General features: G+C 67.1%; 18 protein-coding genes. 13 read left to right on the top strand and 5 right to left on the bottom strand.

Annotated elements, in window-relative coordinates; translation table 11 throughout:
- Positions 1 to 2 precede the first annotated feature (2 nt).
- Genes N7640_RS12060 through N7640_RS12045 form a run of 4 tightly spaced genes read left to right on the top strand, consistent with a single transcriptional unit; the run spans position 3 to position 3,942 of the window.
- Positions 3 to 575 carry a DUF1287 domain-containing protein gene (locus tag N7640_RS12060; protein ID WP_279904473.1) on the top strand — a complete coding sequence of 191 codons (573 nt, stop codon included), beginning with the start codon at positions 3 to 5 and terminating at the stop codon, positions 573 to 575.
- Positions 576 to 608: 33 nt separating this feature from the next.
- A complete protein-coding gene (locus N7640_RS12055; protein ID WP_279904472.1) occupies positions 609 to 1,049 on the top strand; it encodes a thiol-disulfide oxidoreductase DCC family protein in 441 nt (146 codons plus the stop codon).
- Complete coding sequence (locus N7640_RS12050) at positions 1,046 to 2,821, top strand: ABC transporter transmembrane domain-containing protein (protein ID WP_220814510.1); 1,776 nt, start codon at positions 1,046 to 1,048, stop codon at positions 2,819 to 2,821. The genes N7640_RS12055 and N7640_RS12050 overlap by 4 nt, the downstream gene beginning before the upstream one ends.
- 14 nt (positions 2,822 to 2,835) lie before the next feature.
- Complete coding sequence (locus N7640_RS12045) at positions 2,836 to 3,942, top strand: saccharopine dehydrogenase NADP-binding domain-containing protein (RefSeq protein ID WP_279904471.1); 1,107 nt, start codon at positions 2,836 to 2,838, stop codon at positions 3,940 to 3,942.
- Here the strand turns inward: N7640_RS12045 and rhtA are convergent, their stop codons facing one another.
- The 3 genes from rhtA to N7640_RS12030 all read right to left on the bottom strand — a co-directional run bounded on the left by rhtA (position 3,943) and on the right by N7640_RS12030 (position 5,879).
- Positions 3,943 to 4,803: a threonine/homoserine exporter RhtA gene (rhtA, locus tag N7640_RS12040; RefSeq protein WP_279904470.1), complete on the bottom strand. Its 861-nt coding sequence runs from the start codon at positions 4,801 to 4,803 to the stop codon at positions 3,943 to 3,945.
- Between the two features lie 183 nt (positions 4,804 to 4,986).
- On the bottom strand, positions 4,987 to 5,268 hold the full coding sequence (locus N7640_RS12035; RefSeq protein ID WP_220814508.1) for a pyrimidine/purine nucleoside phosphorylase: 282 nt from the start codon (positions 5,266 to 5,268) through the stop codon (positions 4,987 to 4,989).
- 68 nt (positions 5,269 to 5,336) lie between these two features.
- Positions 5,337 to 5,879 (bottom strand): exonuclease domain-containing protein, encoded by a 543-nt coding sequence (locus N7640_RS12030; protein WP_279904468.1) that lies wholly within the window; start codon positions 5,877 to 5,879, stop codon positions 5,337 to 5,339.
- 225 nt (positions 5,880 to 6,104) lie between these two features.
- Between N7640_RS12030 and N7640_RS12025 the strand changes: the two genes are divergently transcribed.
- The gene (locus N7640_RS12025; RefSeq protein ID WP_220814506.1) at positions 6,105 to 6,977 is read left to right on the top strand and encodes an NAD(P)-dependent oxidoreductase; all 873 of its coding nucleotides are present in this window, start codon (positions 6,105 to 6,107) and stop codon (positions 6,975 to 6,977) included.
- Positions 6,978 to 7,055: 78 nt separating this feature from the next.
- On the opposite strand, the gene N7640_RS12020 is transcribed toward N7640_RS12025, so the two are convergent.
- The gene (locus N7640_RS12020) at positions 7,056 to 7,397 is read right to left on the bottom strand and encodes a DMT family protein (RefSeq protein ID WP_279904466.1); all 342 of its coding nucleotides are present in this window, start codon (positions 7,395 to 7,397) and stop codon (positions 7,056 to 7,058) included.
- Between the two features lie 121 nt (positions 7,398 to 7,518).
- Between N7640_RS12020 and N7640_RS12015 the strand changes: the two genes are divergently transcribed.
- The 3 genes from N7640_RS12015 to N7640_RS12005 are packed head-to-tail and all read left to right on the top strand — an operon-like array spanning position 7,519 to position 10,692.
- A complete protein-coding gene (locus N7640_RS12015) occupies positions 7,519 to 9,714 on the top strand; it encodes an alpha-glucosidase (RefSeq protein ID WP_279904465.1) in 2,196 nt (731 codons plus the stop codon).
- Positions 9,715 to 9,772: 58 nt separating this feature from the next.
- On the top strand, positions 9,773 to 10,024 hold the full coding sequence (locus tag N7640_RS12010) for a YkgJ family cysteine cluster protein (RefSeq protein WP_279904464.1): 252 nt from the start codon (positions 9,773 to 9,775) through the stop codon (positions 10,022 to 10,024).
- A 59-nt stretch (positions 10,025 to 10,083) separates the two neighbouring features.
- A complete protein-coding gene (locus N7640_RS12005) occupies positions 10,084 to 10,692 on the top strand; it encodes an START domain-containing protein (RefSeq protein ID WP_279904463.1) in 609 nt (202 codons plus the stop codon).
- 54 nt (positions 10,693 to 10,746) lie between these two features.
- Here N7640_RS12005 and gltA read toward each other — a convergent pair whose 3' ends face one another.
- On the bottom strand, positions 10,747 to 12,036 hold the full coding sequence (gltA, locus tag N7640_RS12000; protein WP_220814501.1) for a citrate synthase: 1,290 nt from the start codon (positions 12,034 to 12,036) through the stop codon (positions 10,747 to 10,749).
- A gap of 347 nt (positions 12,037 to 12,383) precedes the next feature.
- Here gltA and sdhC point away from each other — a divergent pair, with 347 nt between their 5' ends.
- From sdhC to N7640_RS11975, 5 genes are all read left to right on the top strand, one after another.
- The gene (gene sdhC, locus N7640_RS11995; protein WP_220814500.1) at positions 12,384 to 12,770 is read left to right on the top strand and encodes a succinate dehydrogenase, cytochrome b556 subunit; all 387 of its coding nucleotides are present in this window, start codon (positions 12,384 to 12,386) and stop codon (positions 12,768 to 12,770) included.
- Positions 12,764 to 13,132, top strand: coding sequence for a succinate dehydrogenase, hydrophobic membrane anchor protein (sdhD, locus tag N7640_RS11990; protein WP_220814499.1), 369 nt, complete (start codon positions 12,764 to 12,766; stop codon positions 13,130 to 13,132). Before sdhC ends, sdhD begins: the two co-directional genes overlap by 7 nt.
- A 3-nt stretch (positions 13,133 to 13,135) precedes the next feature.
- Complete coding sequence (gene sdhA / locus N7640_RS11985; protein ID WP_220814498.1) at positions 13,136 to 14,911, top strand: succinate dehydrogenase flavoprotein subunit; 1,776 nt, start codon at positions 13,136 to 13,138, stop codon at positions 14,909 to 14,911.
- An 11-nt stretch (positions 14,912 to 14,922) separates the two neighbouring features.
- Positions 14,923 to 15,642 (top strand): succinate dehydrogenase iron-sulfur subunit, encoded by a 720-nt coding sequence (locus N7640_RS11980; RefSeq protein WP_220814497.1) that lies wholly within the window; start codon positions 14,923 to 14,925, stop codon positions 15,640 to 15,642.
- A gap of 245 nt (positions 15,643 to 15,887) precedes the next feature.
- On the top strand, positions 15,888 to 18,719 hold the full coding sequence (locus tag N7640_RS11975; RefSeq protein ID WP_279904462.1) for a 2-oxoglutarate dehydrogenase E1 component: 2,832 nt from the start codon (positions 15,888 to 15,890) through the stop codon (positions 18,717 to 18,719).
- The last annotated feature ends 55 nt before the right edge of the window (positions 18,720 to 18,774 follow it).

The raw sequence follows: 18,774 nt of genomic DNA, 5'->3' as shown, positions 1-18,774 counted from the left end.
CGATGCGCCACCTCCTGCTACTGCTGCTGTTCGCGCTGGCGCCGGCCTGGGCCAGCGCCATCGACCCGCAGCGCCTGGTGCTCGACGCCCGCGATCAGGTCGGCGTGACTCTGGGCTACGACCCGGTCTACCGCCAGCTCGACTACCCGGGCGGCGACGTGCCGGCGAGCACCGGCGTGTGCACCGACGTGGTGATCCGCGCCCTGCGCGTCCAGGGCCTGGACCTGCAGAAGAGCGTGCACGAGGACATGCGCGGGCACTTCTCGCTGTACCCGAAGAACTGGGGGTTGAAGCGCCCGGACCGCAACATCGACCACCGCCGGGTGCCCAATCTGATGACCTGGTTCCAGCGCCAGGGCATGGCCCTGGCGGTGAGCGACGAGCCGGCGGGCTACCGGGCCGGCGACGTCGTCACCTGGGACCTGGGGCGCGGCCTGACCCACATCGGCATCGTCTCGGACCGCCGCAGCGCCACCGGCGTGCCGCTGGTGCTGCACAACATCGGCCGTGGTACGCAGGAGGAGGACATCCTGTTCGCCTACCGCATCACCGGCCACTATCGCTTCCCCCGATGAGTTAGCATCGCGGGTCAGACCCGGGAGGCATCCATGGCGTTACCACCCCACATCCAGGCCGGCGAGCGCGTCGTGCTGTTCGATGGCGTGTGCCGGCTGTGCAACGGCTGGGCGAAGTTCCTGATCCGCCATGACCGCGAGCGGCGCTTCCGCCTCTGCTCGGTGCAATCCGCCGAGGGCCAGGCGATCCTGGCCTGGTTCGGCCTGCCCACCGACGCGTTCGAGACCATGGCCTACGTGGAGGGCGAGGCGCTGTTCGTCCGCTCCGACGCGGTGCTGCGCATCGTCGGCCAGCTGCCCGGCCCCTGGCGCCTGCTGGCCGGGCTGCGCGTGCTGCCGCAGCCGTTGCGCGACTGGTGCTACGACCGCATCGCGCTGAACCGCTACCGCCTGTTCGGCCGCTACGACAGTTGCCTGCTGCCCGACCCGGACCACGAGCGCCGCTTCCTCGACTCCGCCGAGCCGCGCCCATGAGCCTGCTGTCCGAAAGCCGGCGCGAGGCGCTGCGCCTGGCCTGGCGCTTCGTCTCGCCGTACCGCTGGCGCCTGGTAGGCGCGCTGGCCGCGCTGCTGTTCACCGCCGCCATCACCCTGTCCATGGGCCAGGGCATCCGCCTGCTGGTGGACCAGGGCCTGGCCACCCAGTCGCCCGAGGCGCTGCGCCACTCCATCGGCCTGTTCTTCGTGCTGGTGCTGGCCCTGGCCGTCGGCACCTTCACCCGCTTCTACCTGGTCAGCTGGATCGGCGAGCGCTTCGTCGCTGACATCCGCCGGCGCGTGTTCGACCACCTGATCGGCCTGCACCCGGGCTTCTACGAGAGCAACCGCGCCTCGGAAATCCAGTCGCGGCTGACCGCCGACACCACGCTGCTGCAGACGGTGATCGGCTCCTCGCTGTCCATGGCCCTGCGCAACGGCATCATGTTGGTCGGCGGGGTGCTGCTGCTGTTCGTCACCAACCCCAAGCTGACCGCCATCGTGGTGGCGGCGCTGCCGCTGGTGGTGGCGCCGATCCTGATCTTCGGCCGCCGCGTGCGCGAACTGTCGCGGCAGACCCAGGACCGGGTCGCTGACGTGGGCAGCTACATCGGCGAGACCCTGGGCCAGATCAAGACGGTGCAGGCCTACAACCACCAGGCCCAGGACCGGGCCCGCTTCGCCGGCACGGTGGAGGCGGCGTTCGCCACGGCGGGCCGGCGCATCCGCCAGCGCGCCTGGCTGATCACCGTGGTCATCGTGCTGGTGCTCGGCGCGGTGGGGGTGATGCTCTGGGTCGGCGGCATGGATGTGATCGCCGGGCGCATCAGCGGCGGTGACCTGGCCGCCTTCGTGTTCTACAGCCTGATCGTGGGCATGGCCTTCGGCTCCATCAGCGAGGTGATCGGCGAGCTGCAGAGCGCGGCCGGCGCCGCCGAACGCATCGCCGAGCTGCTGCGCACGCGCAACCTGATCACCGCGCCGGGCGAGGACCTGCTGCGCCTGCCCGAGCGGGTCAGCGGCGCCGTGGCGTTGCGCGGGGTGCGCTTCAGCTACCCGAGCCGACCGGAGCACCCGGCCATCGACGGCATCGACCTGGCCGTGCGCCCCGGCGAGACGCTGGCGCTGGTCGGCCCGTCGGGCGCCGGCAAGTCGACCCTGTTCGACCTGCTGCTGCGCTTCTTCGACCCGCAGGAGGGCGAGATCCTGGTCGAGGGCCTGCCGATCCACCGGCTCGACCCGGCCGACCTGCGCCGCTGCTTCGCCCTGGTGTCGCAGAACCCGGCGCTGTTCTACGGCAGCGTGGCGGACAACCTGCGCTACGGCCGGCCCGAGGCCGGCGACGCGGAGGTCGAGGCGGCGGCGCGGGCCGCCCACGCCCACGAATTCATCGAGCGCCTGCCGCAGGGCTACCAGACCCACCTGGGCGAGGCCGGGCTGGGACTCTCCGGCGGCCAGCGCCAGCGCCTGGCCATCGCCCGCGCGCTGCTCACCGACGCGCCCATCCTGCTGCTGGACGAGGCCACCAGCGCGCTGGACGCCGAGAGCGAGCACCTGATCCAGCAAGCGCTGCCGGAACTGATGCGCGGGCGCACCACCCTGGTGATCGCCCACCGCCTGGCCACGGTGAAGAACGCCGACCGCATCGCGGTGATCGACCGCGGCCGTCTGCAGGCCATCGGTAGCCACGGCGAACTGGTGCTGAGCAACCCGCTGTACGCCCGGCTGGCCGAGCTGCAGTTCAATACCGAGCGCCGCGCAGGCGACTGAGCGAAGGAGCGCGTGTGGCAAAGGATTTCGGCGTGGTGGTGCTGGGCGGCTACGGCAACTTCGGCCAGGTGATCGTGCAGCGGCTGGCGGCGACCACGGACATGCCCGTGTGGATCGCCGGGCGCGACCTGGCCAGGGCCGAGGCGCTGGCCGAGCAGAGCGACGGCCAGGCGCTGCGGTTGGATATGAACGCCCCCGACCTGGCCGAGCGCCTGCGCGCCACCGGGGCACACCTGCTGATTTCTACCGCCGGCCCGTTCCAGGGGCAGGACTACCGGGTGGCACGGGCCGCCATGGCCGCCGGCATGCACTACGCCGACCTGGCCGACGCGCGGGCCTTCGTCTGCGGCATCGGCGAGCTGGACGCGGCGGCGAAGGCGGCCGGGGTGCTGGTGTGCGGCGGCGCCAGCTCGGTGCCGGCGCTGGCCGGCGCGGTGGTCGATGCGCTGTTGCCGCGCTTCTCGCGGCTGGACCTGATCTGGCATGGCATCAGCTCCTCGGAGAAGACGCCCGGCGTGTCCACGGTGGCGGCGGTGCTGAACTACTGCGGCAAGCCCTTCCGCCAGTGGCGGGGCGGCGCATGGCGGACCGTATATGGCTGGCAGGACCTGGCCCGCCACGACTTCCCGGCGCCGCTCGGCCCGCGCTGGGTGGCCAACTGCGATATCCCCGATCTGGAGCTGTTCCCCCAACGCTATCCGGGCGTGCGCGAGGTGCGTTTCTCCGCCGGCGTCGGCCTGCTTCCGACCCAGTTCGGCACCTGGGCGCTGTCCTGGCTGGTGCGTGCCGGGCTGCTGCGTGACGCCGTGCCGCTGGCGGGCTTCCTGCAGCGCCGGGCGGTGGCGCTGGAGGGCTTCGGCGACGGCCGCAGCGGCATGTTTGTGCGCCTGGAAGGCGTGGGCACGGATGGCCGGCCGCTGCGCCTGTGTTGGGAACTGCTGGCGGAAGATAACGACGGCCCGAACATTCCCTGCATGGCCGCGGTGGCCCTGGCCCGCAAGCTGGCGGCGGGCACCCTGGACGCGCGTGGCGCCATGCCCTGCCTGGGCCTGCTGAGCCGCGAGGACTACCTGGCGGAGCTGGAGGGGCTGGCGATCACCAGCGCCCTGCGCGAGTACTGATCAGGCGTGGCCGCGCGGGCGGATGGTCGCCGCCGCGCCGGTCGAGGCGAGGATGATGGCGCCGATTGCCAGCCACTGGATCGGGCTCAGCCGTTCGCTCAGGAAGATCAGCCCCAGACAGGCGGCGATGGCCGGCTCCAGGCTCATCAGCACGCTGAAGGTGCGCGCCGGCATGCGGGTGAGGGCGAACATCTCCAGGCTGTAGGGCAGCGCCGAGGACAGTACCGCCACGGCCAGGGCCACCGGCAGCAGGTCGAGGGAGAACAGCTCGCCGCCGACCTGCCACAGGCCCACCGGGAACACCAGCAGGGCCGCCACCAGGGTGCCGAAGGCCACGGTCTGCGCGCCATGGGCGGCGCCGGCCTTCTGCCCGAACAGGATGTACAGCGCCCAGCAGACCCCGGCGGCCAGGGCCAGCGCCATGCCCGTCGGGTCCAGATGGTCGTCGGCGGCGGTGTCCGGCAGCAGCAGCCAGAGGCCGAGCACGGCCAGGACGATCCACACGAAGTCCAGCAGCCGGCGCGAGGAGAACAGCGCCAGGGCCAGCGGGCCGGTGAACTCCAGGGCCACGGCGATGCCCAGCGGAATGGTCTTCAGCGACATGTAGAACAGCAGGTTCATCGCCCCCAGCGACAGGCCGTAGCCGAGCAGCGAACGCCAGGCGGCGAAGTTGGGGCGGGTGCGCCAGGGCCGCATCACTACGCACAGGATCAGCGCGGCCAGGCTCAGGCGCAGCGCGGTGGTGCCCTCGGCGCCGACCAGGGGGAACAGGCTCTTGGCCAGGGAGGCGCCGCTCTGGATGGAGGTCATGGCGACCACCAGCAGGGCGATGGGCAGAGCGATGGAGGTGGCGCGAGGCATGCTGGAATCCGGGGAGGTACTGGGAGCGAAGGGGCAACAAGTGTGTAGTAGGGTGCGCCATGCGCACCGGCAAGCCGGCGCAGGACCTCGGTGCGCGCGGCGCACCCTACAAGCGCGATTACCAATGGAACATAGCCAATAAAAAACCGGCCACTGGGGCCGGTTCTTCCAATCAGGCCAGGCTCAGCGATATTCGCAGAGGTAGGCGGTGTCCACGGCGACCTTCAGCTGGAACTTGCTGTTGCCCGGCACGGTGAACTGGCTGCCGGCCTCGAAGGTTTCCCAGTTGTCGCTGCCCGGCAGCTTGACGGTCAGGGCGCCGGCGACCACGTGCATCACTTCCAGCTGGGCGGTGCCGAACTCGTACTCGCCGGGAGCCATGACGCCGATGGTGGCGGGGCCTTCGTTCATGGCGAAGGCGATGGATTTGACGGTGCCGTCGAAGTATTCGTTGACCTTGAACATGGCGGGCTCCTCGGAAGGGGTGAAAAAAGGCCCGCCAGTATGCCCAAGCGGGCCGCGCCAGTCAGCCCTCAGGCGGCAAATATCAACGGCAGCAGGCGGGCGGTGTTGCGCGCGTCCTCCAGGGCGCGGTGCTGCTGGCCCTGGAACTGCAGGCCGGTGAGCTGCAATGCACCGTGCAGGCCGACGGGGCGGGCCAGCCGGCGACTCCTGGCGAAGTCCTGCTTGAGGTTGTGGTGGGGGATGGCCTGCAGGCTGCTGCGCAGCTGGTGGTGCTGCCATTCCAGCTGCAGCTGGCGGCGGTCGTAGTCGCCCCAGCTGCCCCAGCCGACGAGATGCGGCAGGTGCGGCTCCAGCCAGCGCTCGAACTGCGGCCAGACCTGGTCCAGTGGCGCGGCGCCGTCTATCTGGCTCTGGCTGATATGAGTGAGTTCGCGGCAGAAGGCGGTGAGGCAGGGGCGGCGCACTGGGCGAACGAAGCGCCGGAAGTGCTCCAGCTCGTGGCCGTCGGGCGCCACCAGGCTGGCGCCGATCTCGATGATTTCCATCTCTTCCACCGGCCAGCCGCCTTCCTCGGTGGTCGCTTCCAGGTCGATGATCAGCCATTGGCGCATGCGGGTCTCCTCGGGTTGCGAAGCAGTATGGTCGGCGGTCGTGCGGTGGGCAAAGAATCGCCGGAAGCGATGGCCGACGCGGCCTTTTTGAGGTGCCGACGTGAAGCGTGTTCGCCGGGGCGACGGGGCGCAGACGCCGCGCGCACAGTTTTGCCATTCAGCTGTGCCGGCCGGCGCCGCGCCGATCCGGGCTATGCTTGGACATCAGTCAGTGAGGAGATTGGCATGGCAAAGGTGGCGTTTATCGGTCTGGGCGTGATGGGCTTCCACATGGCCGGGCATCTGGCCTGCGAAGGGCATGAGACCTGCGTGTACAACCGCTCCCCGGCCAAGGTGCAGCTGTGGGAGGACGAATTCGCCGGCGAGTCGGCGGCCACTCCGCGCGAGGCGGCCCAGGGCGCCGAGTTCGTGATGACCTGCGTGGGCAACGATGACGACCTGCGCAGCGTGGTGCTCGGCCCGGACGGCGCCTTCGCCGGCATGGCGCCCGGCGCGGTGCTGGTCGACCACACCACCGCCTCGGCCGATGTCGCCCGCGAGCTGGCGGCCATCGCCGCCGAGCGCGGCCTGGGCTTCCTCGACGCGCCGGTGTCCGGCGGCCAGGCCGGCGCCGAAAACGGCATGCTGACGGTGATGGTTGGTGGCGAGGAGCACTTCTACAAGCGCGCCGAGCCGGTGATCGACGCCTACGCCAAGATGGTCAAGCTGATGGGCCCGGTGGGCAGCGGCCAGCTGACCAAGATGGTCAACCAGATCTGCATCGGCGGCCTGGTCCAGGGCCTGGCCGAGGCGCTGCACTTCGCCCAGTGCGCCGGCCTGGACGGCCACGCGGCGATGGAGGTGATCAGCAAGGGCGCGGCCCAGTCCTGGCAGCTGGAGAACCGTCACCAGACCATGCTGGACGGCAAGTTCGACTTCGGCTTCGCCGTGGACTGGATGCGCAAGGACCTGTCGATCCTGCTGGAAGAAGCCCGCCGCAACGGCGCGCAGCTGCCGGTGACGGCGCTGGTCGACCAGTTCTATTCCGACGTGCAGGCCATGGGCGGCGGCCGCTGGGATACCTCCAGCCTGATCGCCCGCCTCAAGCAGCGCCCCTGAGCCAATCGCCCGCCCGGCGCCGGGCGGGCCCGTTGGCGCCATTCGACGCCCGTTCCGACGCGCTCGGTCGCGGCGGCCTCAGGTGCGGAAGATAAAGTACACCGCGCCGAGCAGGCACAGGCCCGCCCACAGGTAGTCCAGTTTCAGCGGCTGCTGCATCACGTAGACGCTGAACGGGACGAACACCGCCAGGGTGATGACCTCCTGCATGATCTTCAGCTGGCCGACCGACAGCTCGGTGTAACCGATGCGGTTGGCCGGCACCATGATCAGGTACTCGAACAGCGCGATGCCCCAGCTGACCAGCGCCGCGACCAGCCACGGCTTGCTGTTCATGGTCTTCAGGTGGCCGTACCAGGCGAAGGTCATGAAGATGTTGGACAGGGTGAGCAGGGCGGCGGTTTGCATCCAGACCGGCATGGCGGTGTTCTCGCGCAAGGAAAAGCCGCAAGCCTAAAGAGCTGCGAGCGGCCGGCCAAGTCCCGGCCGCCGATCAATTCATTCGGGGGGGAAGGGCGTGGTCAGGTGGATTCGCGGTGGAATGCTGCTGGGGCTGGCGGGTGTCGCGGCATTCGCGGCCTGGAGCGGTTGGCAGGCCTGGCAGCAGCGCGCCATCCGGGCCGAGCTGGAAGTGGCGCCGGCCCTGGATTCGGCGCGCCAGTTCGCCCTGGGCGCCAATCGCCTGGAGTGGGATGGCCGGAGCCTGCGGCTGCTCGCGGGCCAGCGCGTGCTGTGGGCCACCGACGGCGGCTTCCTGGCCGCCGGGCGCGGCCATGAGGAGGTGGAGGAGCATCGCGGCGCCATGTTCGTCGAGGAGCGGCGCGAACTGCTCTGCCAGCGGCAGCGCCTGGACGCCATCGAGCCGCGCGACGGGCGTCTGCTGCTGCGCGGCGTCTTGGGTTGCGCCGACGGCAGCGAAAGCGGCTATGCGCTGATCCTCGAAGACGATGGCGAGCGCGGCGTGCGCCTGGCCGTGGCGCTGGACGACGAGCGCCTCAACCGCCTCTACCTCGACTGGCGGCGCGAGCCCGACGAGCGTTTCCACGGCTTCGGCGAACAGTTCAGCACCTTCGACCTGGCCGGCCGGCGGGTGCCGATCCTGGTGCAAGAGCAGGGCGTCGGGCGCGGCCTGGAGCCCATCACCACCGCCGCCAACCTGACCGCCCGCGCCGGCGGCGACTGGTGGACCACCTACGCGCCGGTGCCGCACTATCTGAGCAGCGCGGGGCGCAGCTTCTTCAGCGAGTCGGGTGCCTATCAGGTGTTCGACCTGCGCGACGCGCACCGGGTACAGCTCGAAGTGCACGAGGGACGCCTGGCCGCGCGCATCTATACGGCGGCGGACGCACCCGGGCAGATCGCCCAGCACACCGCGGTGGTCGGGCGCATGCCGCCGCTGCCGGATTGGACCCAGCGTGGCGCCATCGTCGGGCTGCAGGGCGGCACCGAGCGGGTGCGTGGCATCCTGCGCCAGCTGGACGAGGCCGGTGTGCCGCTGGCCGGTGTCTGGCTGCAGGACTGGGTCGGCCAGCGCAGCACCAGCTTCGGCAAGCAGCTGTGGTGGAACTGGAGCCTGGACGAGCGGCACTACCCGGGCTGGGCGGCGCTCAACGGCGAGCTGCAGTCCCGTGGTGTGCGCAGCCTGGCCTATGTGAATCCCTTCCTGGTGGACATGGCCGAACAGCCCGGCGCCGCCCGCAACCTGTACGCCGAGGCGCGCGAGCGTGGCTACCTGCTGCGCGACGCAACCGGCCAGCCGCTGTCGCTGCTCAACACCAGCTTCAGCGCCGGCATGCTCGACCTGAGCAACCCCGAGGCGCGCCAGTGGCTCAAGCGGGTGCTGCGCGAGGAAATGCTGGCCCGGGGCTTCTCCGGCTGGATGGCCGACTTCGGCGAGGCGCTGCCCTACGAGGCGCGGCTGGCCAGCGGCGAACCGGCGGCGCTGGCGCACAACCGCTATCCCGAGGAGTGGGCGCGGCTCAACCGCGAGCTGCTGGAGGAAGCGGGCGGGCAGGGCGAGCTGTTCTTCTTCATGCGCTCGGCCTTCAGCCGCAGCCCGGGGCTGACCACCAGCCTGTGGGCCGGCGACCAGCTGGTCACCTGGGATGCCCACGACGGCCTGCACAGCGCGCTGCTGGGCATGCTCTCCGGCGGCCTGTCCGGCTTCGCCCTCAACCACAGCGACACCGGCGGCTACACTACCATCAGCCACCCGCTGAAGGACTACCACCGTGACGATGAGCTGCTGTCGCGTTGGATGGAGTTCTCCGCCTTCACCAGCCTGCTGCGCAGCCACGAAGGCAACCGGCCGGACGCCAACCGGCAGGTCTACAGCTCGCCCGAGCTGCTGGCCCGGTTCGCCCGCTGCGCGAAGATCTTCGCCGCGTTGGCGCCCTATCGCCGGCAACTGATGGAGGAGGCCGCGCGCAGCGGCATGCCGCTGATGCGGCCGCTGTGGCTGCACTATCCGGACGATCCGGCCGGACAGCAGGCGCTGCCGCGCAGCTTCCTGCTCGGCGACCAATTGCTGGTGGCGCCGGTGCTGGAGCCTGGGGTGAGCGAACTGGAGGTGCTGCTGCCGGCCGGTAACTGGGTGCACCTGTGGTCGGGCAGGACGCTGCGGGCCCGTGCCGGCGAGCCGGTGAAGGTGCCAGTGCCCTTGGGCCAGCCAGCGGTGTTCTATCCCGAGGGCGCCGCGCTGGCGGCCAGCCTGGAGAAGCTGCGCGACATCAGGTGATGGAAGGCCGGGCGCGCAGGCGTTAAGATCGCCGCCGCCCAGCGCATGAGAGGTCTTCATGGAGTGTCGTGCCGGCTGCGGTGCCTGCTGCATCGCGCCTTCCATCAGTTCCCCGATTCCCGGCATGCCCGACGGCAAGGCCGCGGGCGAGCGCTGCCTGCACCTCACCGCCGAATTCCTCTGCGGCATCTTCGGCCGCCCCGACCGGCCTGCCGTGTGCTCGGCGTTCGCCGCTGCCGACTATGTCTGTGGCGGCAGCCGCGACGAGGCGATCCGCCTGCTCGGCTGGCTGGAACAAGTCACCGCCTGAGCGAGTCGAACCCCAGGCCCGGCGGTGCTGCCGGCGGGCCCACATCCCAAGGAGCAACGATGATCGCATTGAGTCGAGTGGCCGCCGTCTGTGGCCTCAGCCTGCTGGCGGCTGGCCTGGCCCACGCCGAGGACTGGAAACTGGCGAAGGACGAGGATGGCATCCAGGTCTACCTGAGCGAGGTGCCGGGCTCCAAGTACAAGGCCTACCGCGGCGTGACCACCATCGCCAGCGACGTGGACACCCTGCGCAAGCTGCAGGAGGACGTGAAGGGCTCGTGCGCCTGGATTCACGCCTGCGCCGAACAGAGCCTGCTCAAGCACGAGGGCATGGAGAGCTGGGTCCATACCCGCTTCAAGATGCCCTGGCCGGTGGATGCCCGCGACTCGATCCTCCACGTGGTCTCGGAGCAGGGCGCCGACGGCATCCTGACCCGCAGGATGGACGGCCAGCCGCAGTACCTTCCGCTGGACAAGGACTACACCCGGGTCGCCAGCCTGCAGGGTTACTGGCGCCTGGAGCCGAAGGGCGAGGGCAAGGTCGAGGTGACCTACCAGGTGCATACCGAGCCGGGCGGCAGCGTGCCGTCCTGGCTGGCGAACAGCTTTGTGGTGGATGCGCCCTTCAATACCCTGAAGGGGTTGCGCGAACTGGCCGAGAAACGCTGAGACCAGAATGAAAAAAGGCTGCCATTTGGCAGCCTTTTTCTTTACCCGCAGAACTTACTTGCGGTCTTCCAGCTTGATGTAGTCGCGCTGGGTGTGGCCGGTGTACAGCTGGCGCGGACGGCCGATCTTGTACGGGCTGGAGAGCATTTCCTTCCAGTGCGAGATCCAGCCAACGGTACGCGACAGGGCGAAGATCACGGTGAACATGCTGGTCGGGATGCCGATGGCCTTGAGGATGATACCCGAGTAGAAGTCTACGTTCGGGTACAGGTTGCGTTCCTTGAAGTACGGATCGGTCAGGGCGATCTCTTCCAGGCGCATGGCCAGTTCCAGCTGCGGGTCGTTGGTGATGCCCAGTTCGCCCAGGACTTCGTCGCAGGTCTTCTTCATCACGGTGGCACGCGGGTCGCGGTTCTTGTACACGCGGTGACCGAAGCCCATCAGCTTGAACGGGTCGTTCTTGTCCTTGGCCTTGGCGATGAAGGTATCGATGTTCTCGACGCTGCCGATCTCGTCCAGCATGGTCAGCACGGCTTCGTTCGCACCGCCGTGGGCCGGGCCCCAGAGGGCGGCGATGCCGGCGGCGATACAGGCGAACGGGTTGGCGCCGGAGGAACCGGCCAGACGCACGGTGGAAGTGGAGGCGTTCTGCTCATGGTCAGCGTGGAGGACGAAGATGCGGTCCATCGCCTTGGCCAGTACCGGGCTGATCGGTTTGATCTCGCACGGGGTGTTGAACATCATGTGCAGGAAGTTTTCCGCGTAGTTCAGGTCGTTGCGCGGATACATCATTGGCTGACCCATGGAGTACTTGTAGGTCATGGCCGCGATGGTCGGCATCTTGGCGATCAGGCGCATGGCCGAGACTTCGCGGTGATGCGGATTATTGATGTCCAGGGAGTCGTGGTAGAAGGCGGAGAGGGCGCCGACCACGCCGCACATGATGGCCATCGGGTGGGCATCGCGGCGGAAGCCGTTGAAGAAGCTCTTCAACTGCTCGTGAACCATGGTGTGGTTCTTGATGATGCTGACGAACTTGGCCTTCTGCTCCGCGGTCGGCAGTTCGCCGTTCAGCAGCAGGTAGCAGGTTTCCAGGTAGTCGGACTTCTCGGCCAGTTGCTCGATGGGGTAGCCTCGGTGCAGCAGGACGCCGGCGTCGCCGTCGATATAGGTGATCTGCGACTCGCAGGAGGCGGTGGACATGAAGCCAGGATCAAAGGTGAAGCGACCCGTCGCGGTCAGGCCCCTCACATCGACAACATCGGGACCTACGGTGCCGGTCAATACGGGCAGCTCTACGGGGGCACTGCCCTCGATGATCAACTGCGCTTTTTTGTCAGCCATGTCGGCCTCCTGTTTATGCTTGAAATCATCAGAAGCCCCCCACGCAGGGCCCGGGACACTATAGAGACATAAATCTGAAAGTCAATTTACCAGAACCCACGCGGCAGACGGGTTTCAGCCCTTTTTCAGGGCGCGGGGAGGGGCCTAATACGTGATTTGTCGAGGGCGCGCAATCCGCTTTTTGGGGTGGGCCATTACGTTGTCATTAGTTACCTAACTGTCTATACTCTGCGCCCGGCCGTCAGGGGCTTAAAGGCCTACAATTAGACGGCTGGCACTCCCTTGGTGAGGGGTACCTGACCAGTGCACTTCCCGACAACTTGCCCTGCTTGTTAGGGGCCTCTAGTGTGAAAAAAGCCGTGAATAGCCAACGACCTGTAAACCTAGATCTCAGGACAATCAAACTCCCGATCACAGCTTATACGTCCATTCTGCACCGTGTTTCCGGTGTCATCCTCTTCCTGGGTATCGTCATCGTGCTGTTCGCACTCGACAAATCCCTGGCGTCCGAGGAAGGCTTTGCAGAAGTTCAGGCGTGTCTCGCCAGCCCGCTGGCCAAGCTGATCATCTGGGGCCTGCTGTCCGCCCTGCTGTACCACCTGGTGGCCGGTGTACGCCACCTGATCATGGACTTGGGTGTCGGCGAGTCGCTGGAAGGCGGCAAGCTGGGCTCGAAGATCGTCATCGCCGTATCGGTTGTGATCATCGTTCTGGCGGGGGTCTGGGTATGGTAACCAACGTAACCAACTTCTCGCGCTCGGGCCTCTATGACTGGATGGTCCAGCGTGTCTCTGCGGTCGTTCTCGCGGCTTATTTCCTGTTCCTGATCGGATTCGTGGTGGCTCATCCGGGCCTCACCTACGCCGACTGGCATGGTCTGTTCTCCCACACTGCGATGCGCATCTTCAGCCTGCTGGCTCTGGTCGCGCTCATCGTGCACGCCTGGGTCGGTATGTGGACCATCACCACCGATTACCTGACGCCCATGGCCATCGGCCGCTGGGCGACCGGTGTGCGTTTTCTCGTCCAGGCGGTTTGCGGCGTGCTCCAGTTCGTCGTGTTCGTCTGGGGTGTGCAGATCCTGTGGGGTTTCTGATCCATGTCTAGCATTCGTACTCTTCCTTATGACGCCATCATCGTCGGTGGCGGTGGTGCGGGCATGCGTGCCGCACTGCAACTGGCACAGGGCGGCCACAAGACCGCCGTCGTGACCAAGGTCTTCCCGACCCGTTCGCACACCGTATCCGCCCAGGGCGGCATCACCTGCGCCATCGCCTCGGCCGACCCGAACGACGATTGGCGCTGGCACATGTACGACACCGTCAAGGGCTCCGACTACATCGGTGACCAGGACGCGATCGAATACATGTGCTCCGTCGGCCCGGAGGCCGTGTTCGAGCTTGAGCACATGGGCCTGCCGTTCTCCCGTACCGAGCAGGGCCGCATCTACCAGCGTCCGTTCGGTGGTCAGTCCAAGGGCCCGGACAATCCGTCCGTCCAGGCTGCCCGTACCTGCGCCGCGGCCGACCGTACCGGTCACGCCCTGCTGCACACCCTGTACCAGGCCAACCTGAAGGCCGGTACCTCGTTCCTCAACGAGTGGTACGCCGTGGACCTGGTGAAGAACCAGGACGGCGCGGTGGTCGGTGTCATCGCCATCTGCATCGAGACCGGCGAGACCGTCTACATCCGCTCCAAGGCCGTGGTTCTGGCTACCGGCGGTGCCGGTCGCATCTATTCCTCGACCACCAACGCCCTGATCAACACCGGTGATGGCGTGGGCATGGCCCTGCGTGCCGGCGTGCCGGTGCAGGACATCGAGATGTGGCAGTTCCACCCGACCGGCATCGCCGGCGCCGGTGTACTGGTCACCGAGGGTTGCCGCGGTGAGGGTGGCTACCTGATCAACGCCCACGGCGAGCGCTTCATGGAGCGCTATGCTCCGAACGCCAAGGACCTGGCCGGTCGCGACGTGGTCGCCCGCTCCATGGTCAAGGAAGTGATCGCCGGCAACGGCTGTGGCCCGGACAAGGACCACGTGCTGCTGAAGCTCGACCACCTCGGCGAGGAAGTGCTGCACAGCCGCCTACCGGGCATCTGCGAACTGTCCAAGACCTTCGCCCACGTCGACCCGGTGCTCGCTCCGGTTCCGGTGATCCCGACCTGCCACTACATGATGGGCGGCGTTGCCACCAACATCCATGGCCAGGCCATCACCCAGGACGCCAACGGCAACGACAGGATCATCGAAGGCCTGTTCGCCGTGGGCGAAGTCGCCTGCGTATCGGTACACGGCGCCAACCGCCTGGGCGGCAACTCGCTGCTCGACCTGGTGGTGTTCGGTCGGGCCGCGGGTCTGCACCTGGAAAAAGCGCTGAAGGAAGGCGTGGAAGTCCGTGGTGCCAGCGAAACCGACATTGAGCAGTCGCTCAAGCGCCTGTCCGGCGTCAACGAGCGCAGCAGCGGCGAAGACGTGGCTCCGCTGCGTAAAGAGCTGCAGGCCTGCATGCAGAACTACTTCGGCGTATTCCGTACCGGCGAATACATGAAGAAGGGTATTGCCCAGCTGTCCGAGCTGCGCGAGCGCATCGCCAACGTCAAGATCGCCGACAAGAGCCAGGCCTTCAACACCGCGCGCATCGAAGCGCTGGAGCTGCAGAACCTGCTGGAAGTGGCCGAAGCCACCGCCATCGCCGCCGACACCCGTACCGAATCCCGTGGCGCCCATGCCCGCGAGGACTACGAGGATCGCGACGATACCAACTGGCTGTGCCACTCCCTGTACTTCCCGGGTGAGAAGCGCGTCTCCAAGCGCGCCGTCAACTTCGCGCCGAAGACCGTTCCGGCGTTCGAACCCAAAGTACGTACTTATTAAGGGTGGCCACCATGTCTCTTGGTAACACTTTGCAAGTCAGCGTTTATCGCTACAACCCGGAAAAGGATTCCTCGCCGTTCATGCAGGACTTCCAGGTGCAGATCGACGGCAAGGACCTGATGGTTCTCGACGTGCTGGCCCTGATCAAGGAGCAGGACGAGGGCTTCTCCTACCGTCGCTCCTGCCGCGAAGGCGTCTGCGGTTCCGACGGCATGAACATCAGCGGCAAGAATGGCCTGGCCTGCATCACCCCGATCTCCACCGTGGTGAAGGGCAACAAGCTGGTCATCCGCCCGCTGCCGGGTCTGCCGGTCATTCGTGACCTAGTCGTCGATATGAGCATCTTCTACAAGCAGTACGAGAAGGTGCAGCCTTACCTGCAGAACGATACGCCGTCGCCGGCCATCGAGCGTCTGCAGTCGCCGGAAGAGCGCGAGAAGCTGGACGGTCTGTACGAGTGCATCCTGTGCGCGTGCTGCTCCACCAGCTGCCCGTCCTTCTGGTGGAACCCGGACAAGTTCCTCGGTCCCGCTGCGTTGCTGCAGGCCTATCGCTTCCTGGCCGACAGCCGCGACACCAAGACCGCCGAGCGTCTGGCGTCCCTGGATGACCCGTTCAGCGTGTTCCGCTGCCGCGGCATCATGAACTGCGTCAACGTGTGCCCCAAGGGTCTGAACCCGACCAAGGCCATCGGTCACGTACGTAACATGCTGCTGCAGAGCGGTACCTGATACACCGTTTCACGTTGCACCTGCGTCGGCGGAGCGATTCGCCGGCGCAGTAAAGCCAGAGCCCCAGCTCACAAAGCCAGGGTTCTTATTTTGAAAGAAAAATGACGACCAGCAGGGGCATCCGGGCTGGTACCCGGACTATCTGCGGGATCCGTAGTGGCTTACCAGGTCGCTGCTTCAGGACTTCGAATGGCCCAGCTACGGCTTCTACGCCGGTGGTGTCCCCTTACCGAGGGTGACCAAGCATGCAAGAAAGCGTGATGCAGCGCATGTGGGACAGCGCCCACCTATCCGGTGGCAACGCGGCCTACGTGGAAGAGCTCTATGAGCTCTACCTGCACGATCCCAACGCTGTGCCCGAAGAGTGGCGCACCTACTTCCAGAAGCTGCCGGCCGACGGCGACGCCGCCACCGACGTTTCGCACTCCACCGTCCGCGATCATTTCGTGCTGCTGGCCAAGAACCAGCGCCGCGCCCAGCCGGTTTCCGCCGGAAGCGTCAGCAGCGAGCACGAGAAGAAGCAGGTGGAGGTTCTGCGCCTGATCCAGGCATACCGCATGCGCGGCCACCAGGCCTCGACGCTCGACCCGCTGGGGTTGTGGCAGCGTCCTGCGCCGGCCGATCTGGCGGTCAACCACTATGGGCTGACCGACGCCGACCTCGACACCACCTTCCGCACCGGTGAGCTTTACATCGGCAAGGAGGAGGCGACTCTACGAGAAATCCACGAGGCGCTGCAGCAGACATATTGTCGCACCATCGGCGCCGAGTTCACCCACATCGTCGATTCCGAGCAGCGCAAGTGGTTCCAGCAGCGCCTGGAAAGCGTGCGCGGCCGCCCGGCCTATTCGGTCGAGGTACAGGGCCACCTGCTCGAGCGCCTGACCGCCGCCGAAGGCCTGGAAAAATACCTGGGCACCAAGTACCCGGGCACCAAGCGTTTCGGCCTGGAAGGCGGCGAGAGCCTGATCCCGCTGCTGGACGAGATCATCCAGCGCTGCGGCTCCTACGGCACCCAGGAAATCGTCATCGGCATGGCCCACCGCGGCCGTCTGAACGTGCTGGTCAACACCTTCGGCAAGAACCCGCGCGACCTGTTCGACGAGTTCGAAGGCAAGCAGGTCGAAGGCCTGTCCTCCGGTGACGTGAAGTACCACCAGGGCTTCTCCTCCAACGTCATGACTTCGGGCGGCGAAGTGCACCTGGCGCTGGCCTTTAACCCTTCGCACCTGGAGATCGTCTCTCCGGTGGTCGAGGGTTCGGTGCGCGCCCGCCAGGACCGTCGCAACGACGCGAGCGGCGACAAGGTGCTGCCGATTTCCATCCACGGCGATGCGGCCTTCGCCGGTCAGGGCGTGGTCATGGAAACCTTCCAGATGTCGCAGACCCGTGCCTACAAGACCGGCGGCACCATCCACATCGTGATCAACAACCAGGTCGGCTTCACCACCAGCCGTGCCGACGACTCGCGCTCCACCGAGTACGCCACCGACGTGGCGAAGATGATCCAGGCGCCGATCCTGCACGTGAACGGCGACGATCCGGAGGCGGTGCTGTTCGTCACCCAGCTGGCCGTCGACTACCGCATGCAGTTCAAGCGCGACGTGGTCATCGATCTGGTCTGCTACCGCCGTCGCGGCCACAACGAGGCCGACGAGCCGAGCGGCACCCAGCCGCTGATGTACCAGCAGATCGCCAAGCAGCGCACCACCCGCGAGCTGTACGCGGAAAGCCTGACGCAGTCCGGTCGCCTCGACGACGAGCGCATCCAGACCAAGATCGACGAGTACCGCAACGCGCTGGACAACGGCCAGCACGTGGTCAAGAGCCTGGTCAAGGAGCCGAACAAGGAGCTGTTCGTCGACTGGAAGCCGTACCTGGGCCACGCCTGGACCGCGCGCCACGACACCCGCTTCGACCTGAAGACCCTGCAGGACCTGGCCGGCAAGCTGCTGGAAATCCCGGAAGGCTTCGTCCTCCAGCGCCAGGTCGCCAAGGTGCTGGAAGACCGCGCCAAGATGACCGCCGGCGGCATGCCGATCAACTGGGGCTACGCCGAGAACCTGGCCTACGCCACTCTGCTGTTCGAAGGCCATCCGGTGCGCATGACCGGCCAGGACGTGGGTCGCGGCACCTTCTCGCACCGCCACGCGGCGCTGCACAACCAGAAGGACGCCAGCACCTACCTGCCGCTGCAGCATCTCTACGAGGGCCAGCCGAGGTTCCAGCTGTACGACTCCTTCCTCTCGGAAGAGGCCGTGCTGGCGTTCGAATACGGCTACGCCACCACCATGCCCAACGCGCTGGTGATCTGGGAAGCGCAGTTCGGCGACTTCGCCAACGGTGCCCAGGTGGTGTTCGACCAGTTCATCTCCAGCGGCGAGCACAAGTGGGGTCGCCTGTGCGGCCTGACCATGCTGCTGCCGCACGGCTACGAGGGGCAGGGCCCGGAGCACAGCTCCGCGCGCCTGGAGCGCTACCTGCAGCTGTGCGCCGAGCACAACATGCAGGTCTGCGTGCCGACCACCCCGGCGCAGGTCTACCACATGCTGCGCCGCCAGGTGATCCGCCCGCTGCGCAAGCCGCTGGTGGTGCTGACGCCGAAGTCGCTGCTGCGCCACCCGCTGGCCATCTCGACCCTGGAAGAACTGGCCGAAGGCTCGTTCCAGACTGTCATCGGCGAGATCGATCCGATCGAGCCGAAGAAGGTCGAACGTGTCGTGCTGTGCAGCGGCAAGGTGTACTACGACCTGCTGGCCAAGCGCCGTGCAGAGGGTCGCGAGGACATCGCCATCGTGCGCATCGAGCAGCTCTATCCGTTCCCGGAAGAGGACCTGACCGAGGCGCTGGCGCCGTACAAGAACCTCAAGCACATCGTCTGGTGTCAGGAAGAGCCGATGAACCAGGGCGCCTGGTACTGCAGCCAGCACCACATGCGCCGTGTCGCCACCGCGCACAAGAAGGACCTGTTCCTGCAGTACGCCGGCCGCGATGCCTCGGCTGCGCCGGCCTGTGGTTACGCCTCGATGCACGCCGAGCAGCAGGAAAAACTGCTGCAGGACGCCTTTACTGTTTAACGCCTTCACCCAGGGGGCTGCGGGTGCCGCCCCCTGGCAAGAACCGAATTTAAGG

Origin of the sequence: Pseudomonas sp. GD04015 (genome assembly GCF_029837675.1) — a bacterium.
Taxonomy (GTDB): Bacteria; Pseudomonadota; Gammaproteobacteria; order Pseudomonadales; family Pseudomonadaceae; genus Aquipseudomonas; species Aquipseudomonas paralcaligenes.
This window is presented reverse-complemented; position numbering and strand designations above follow the sequence as displayed.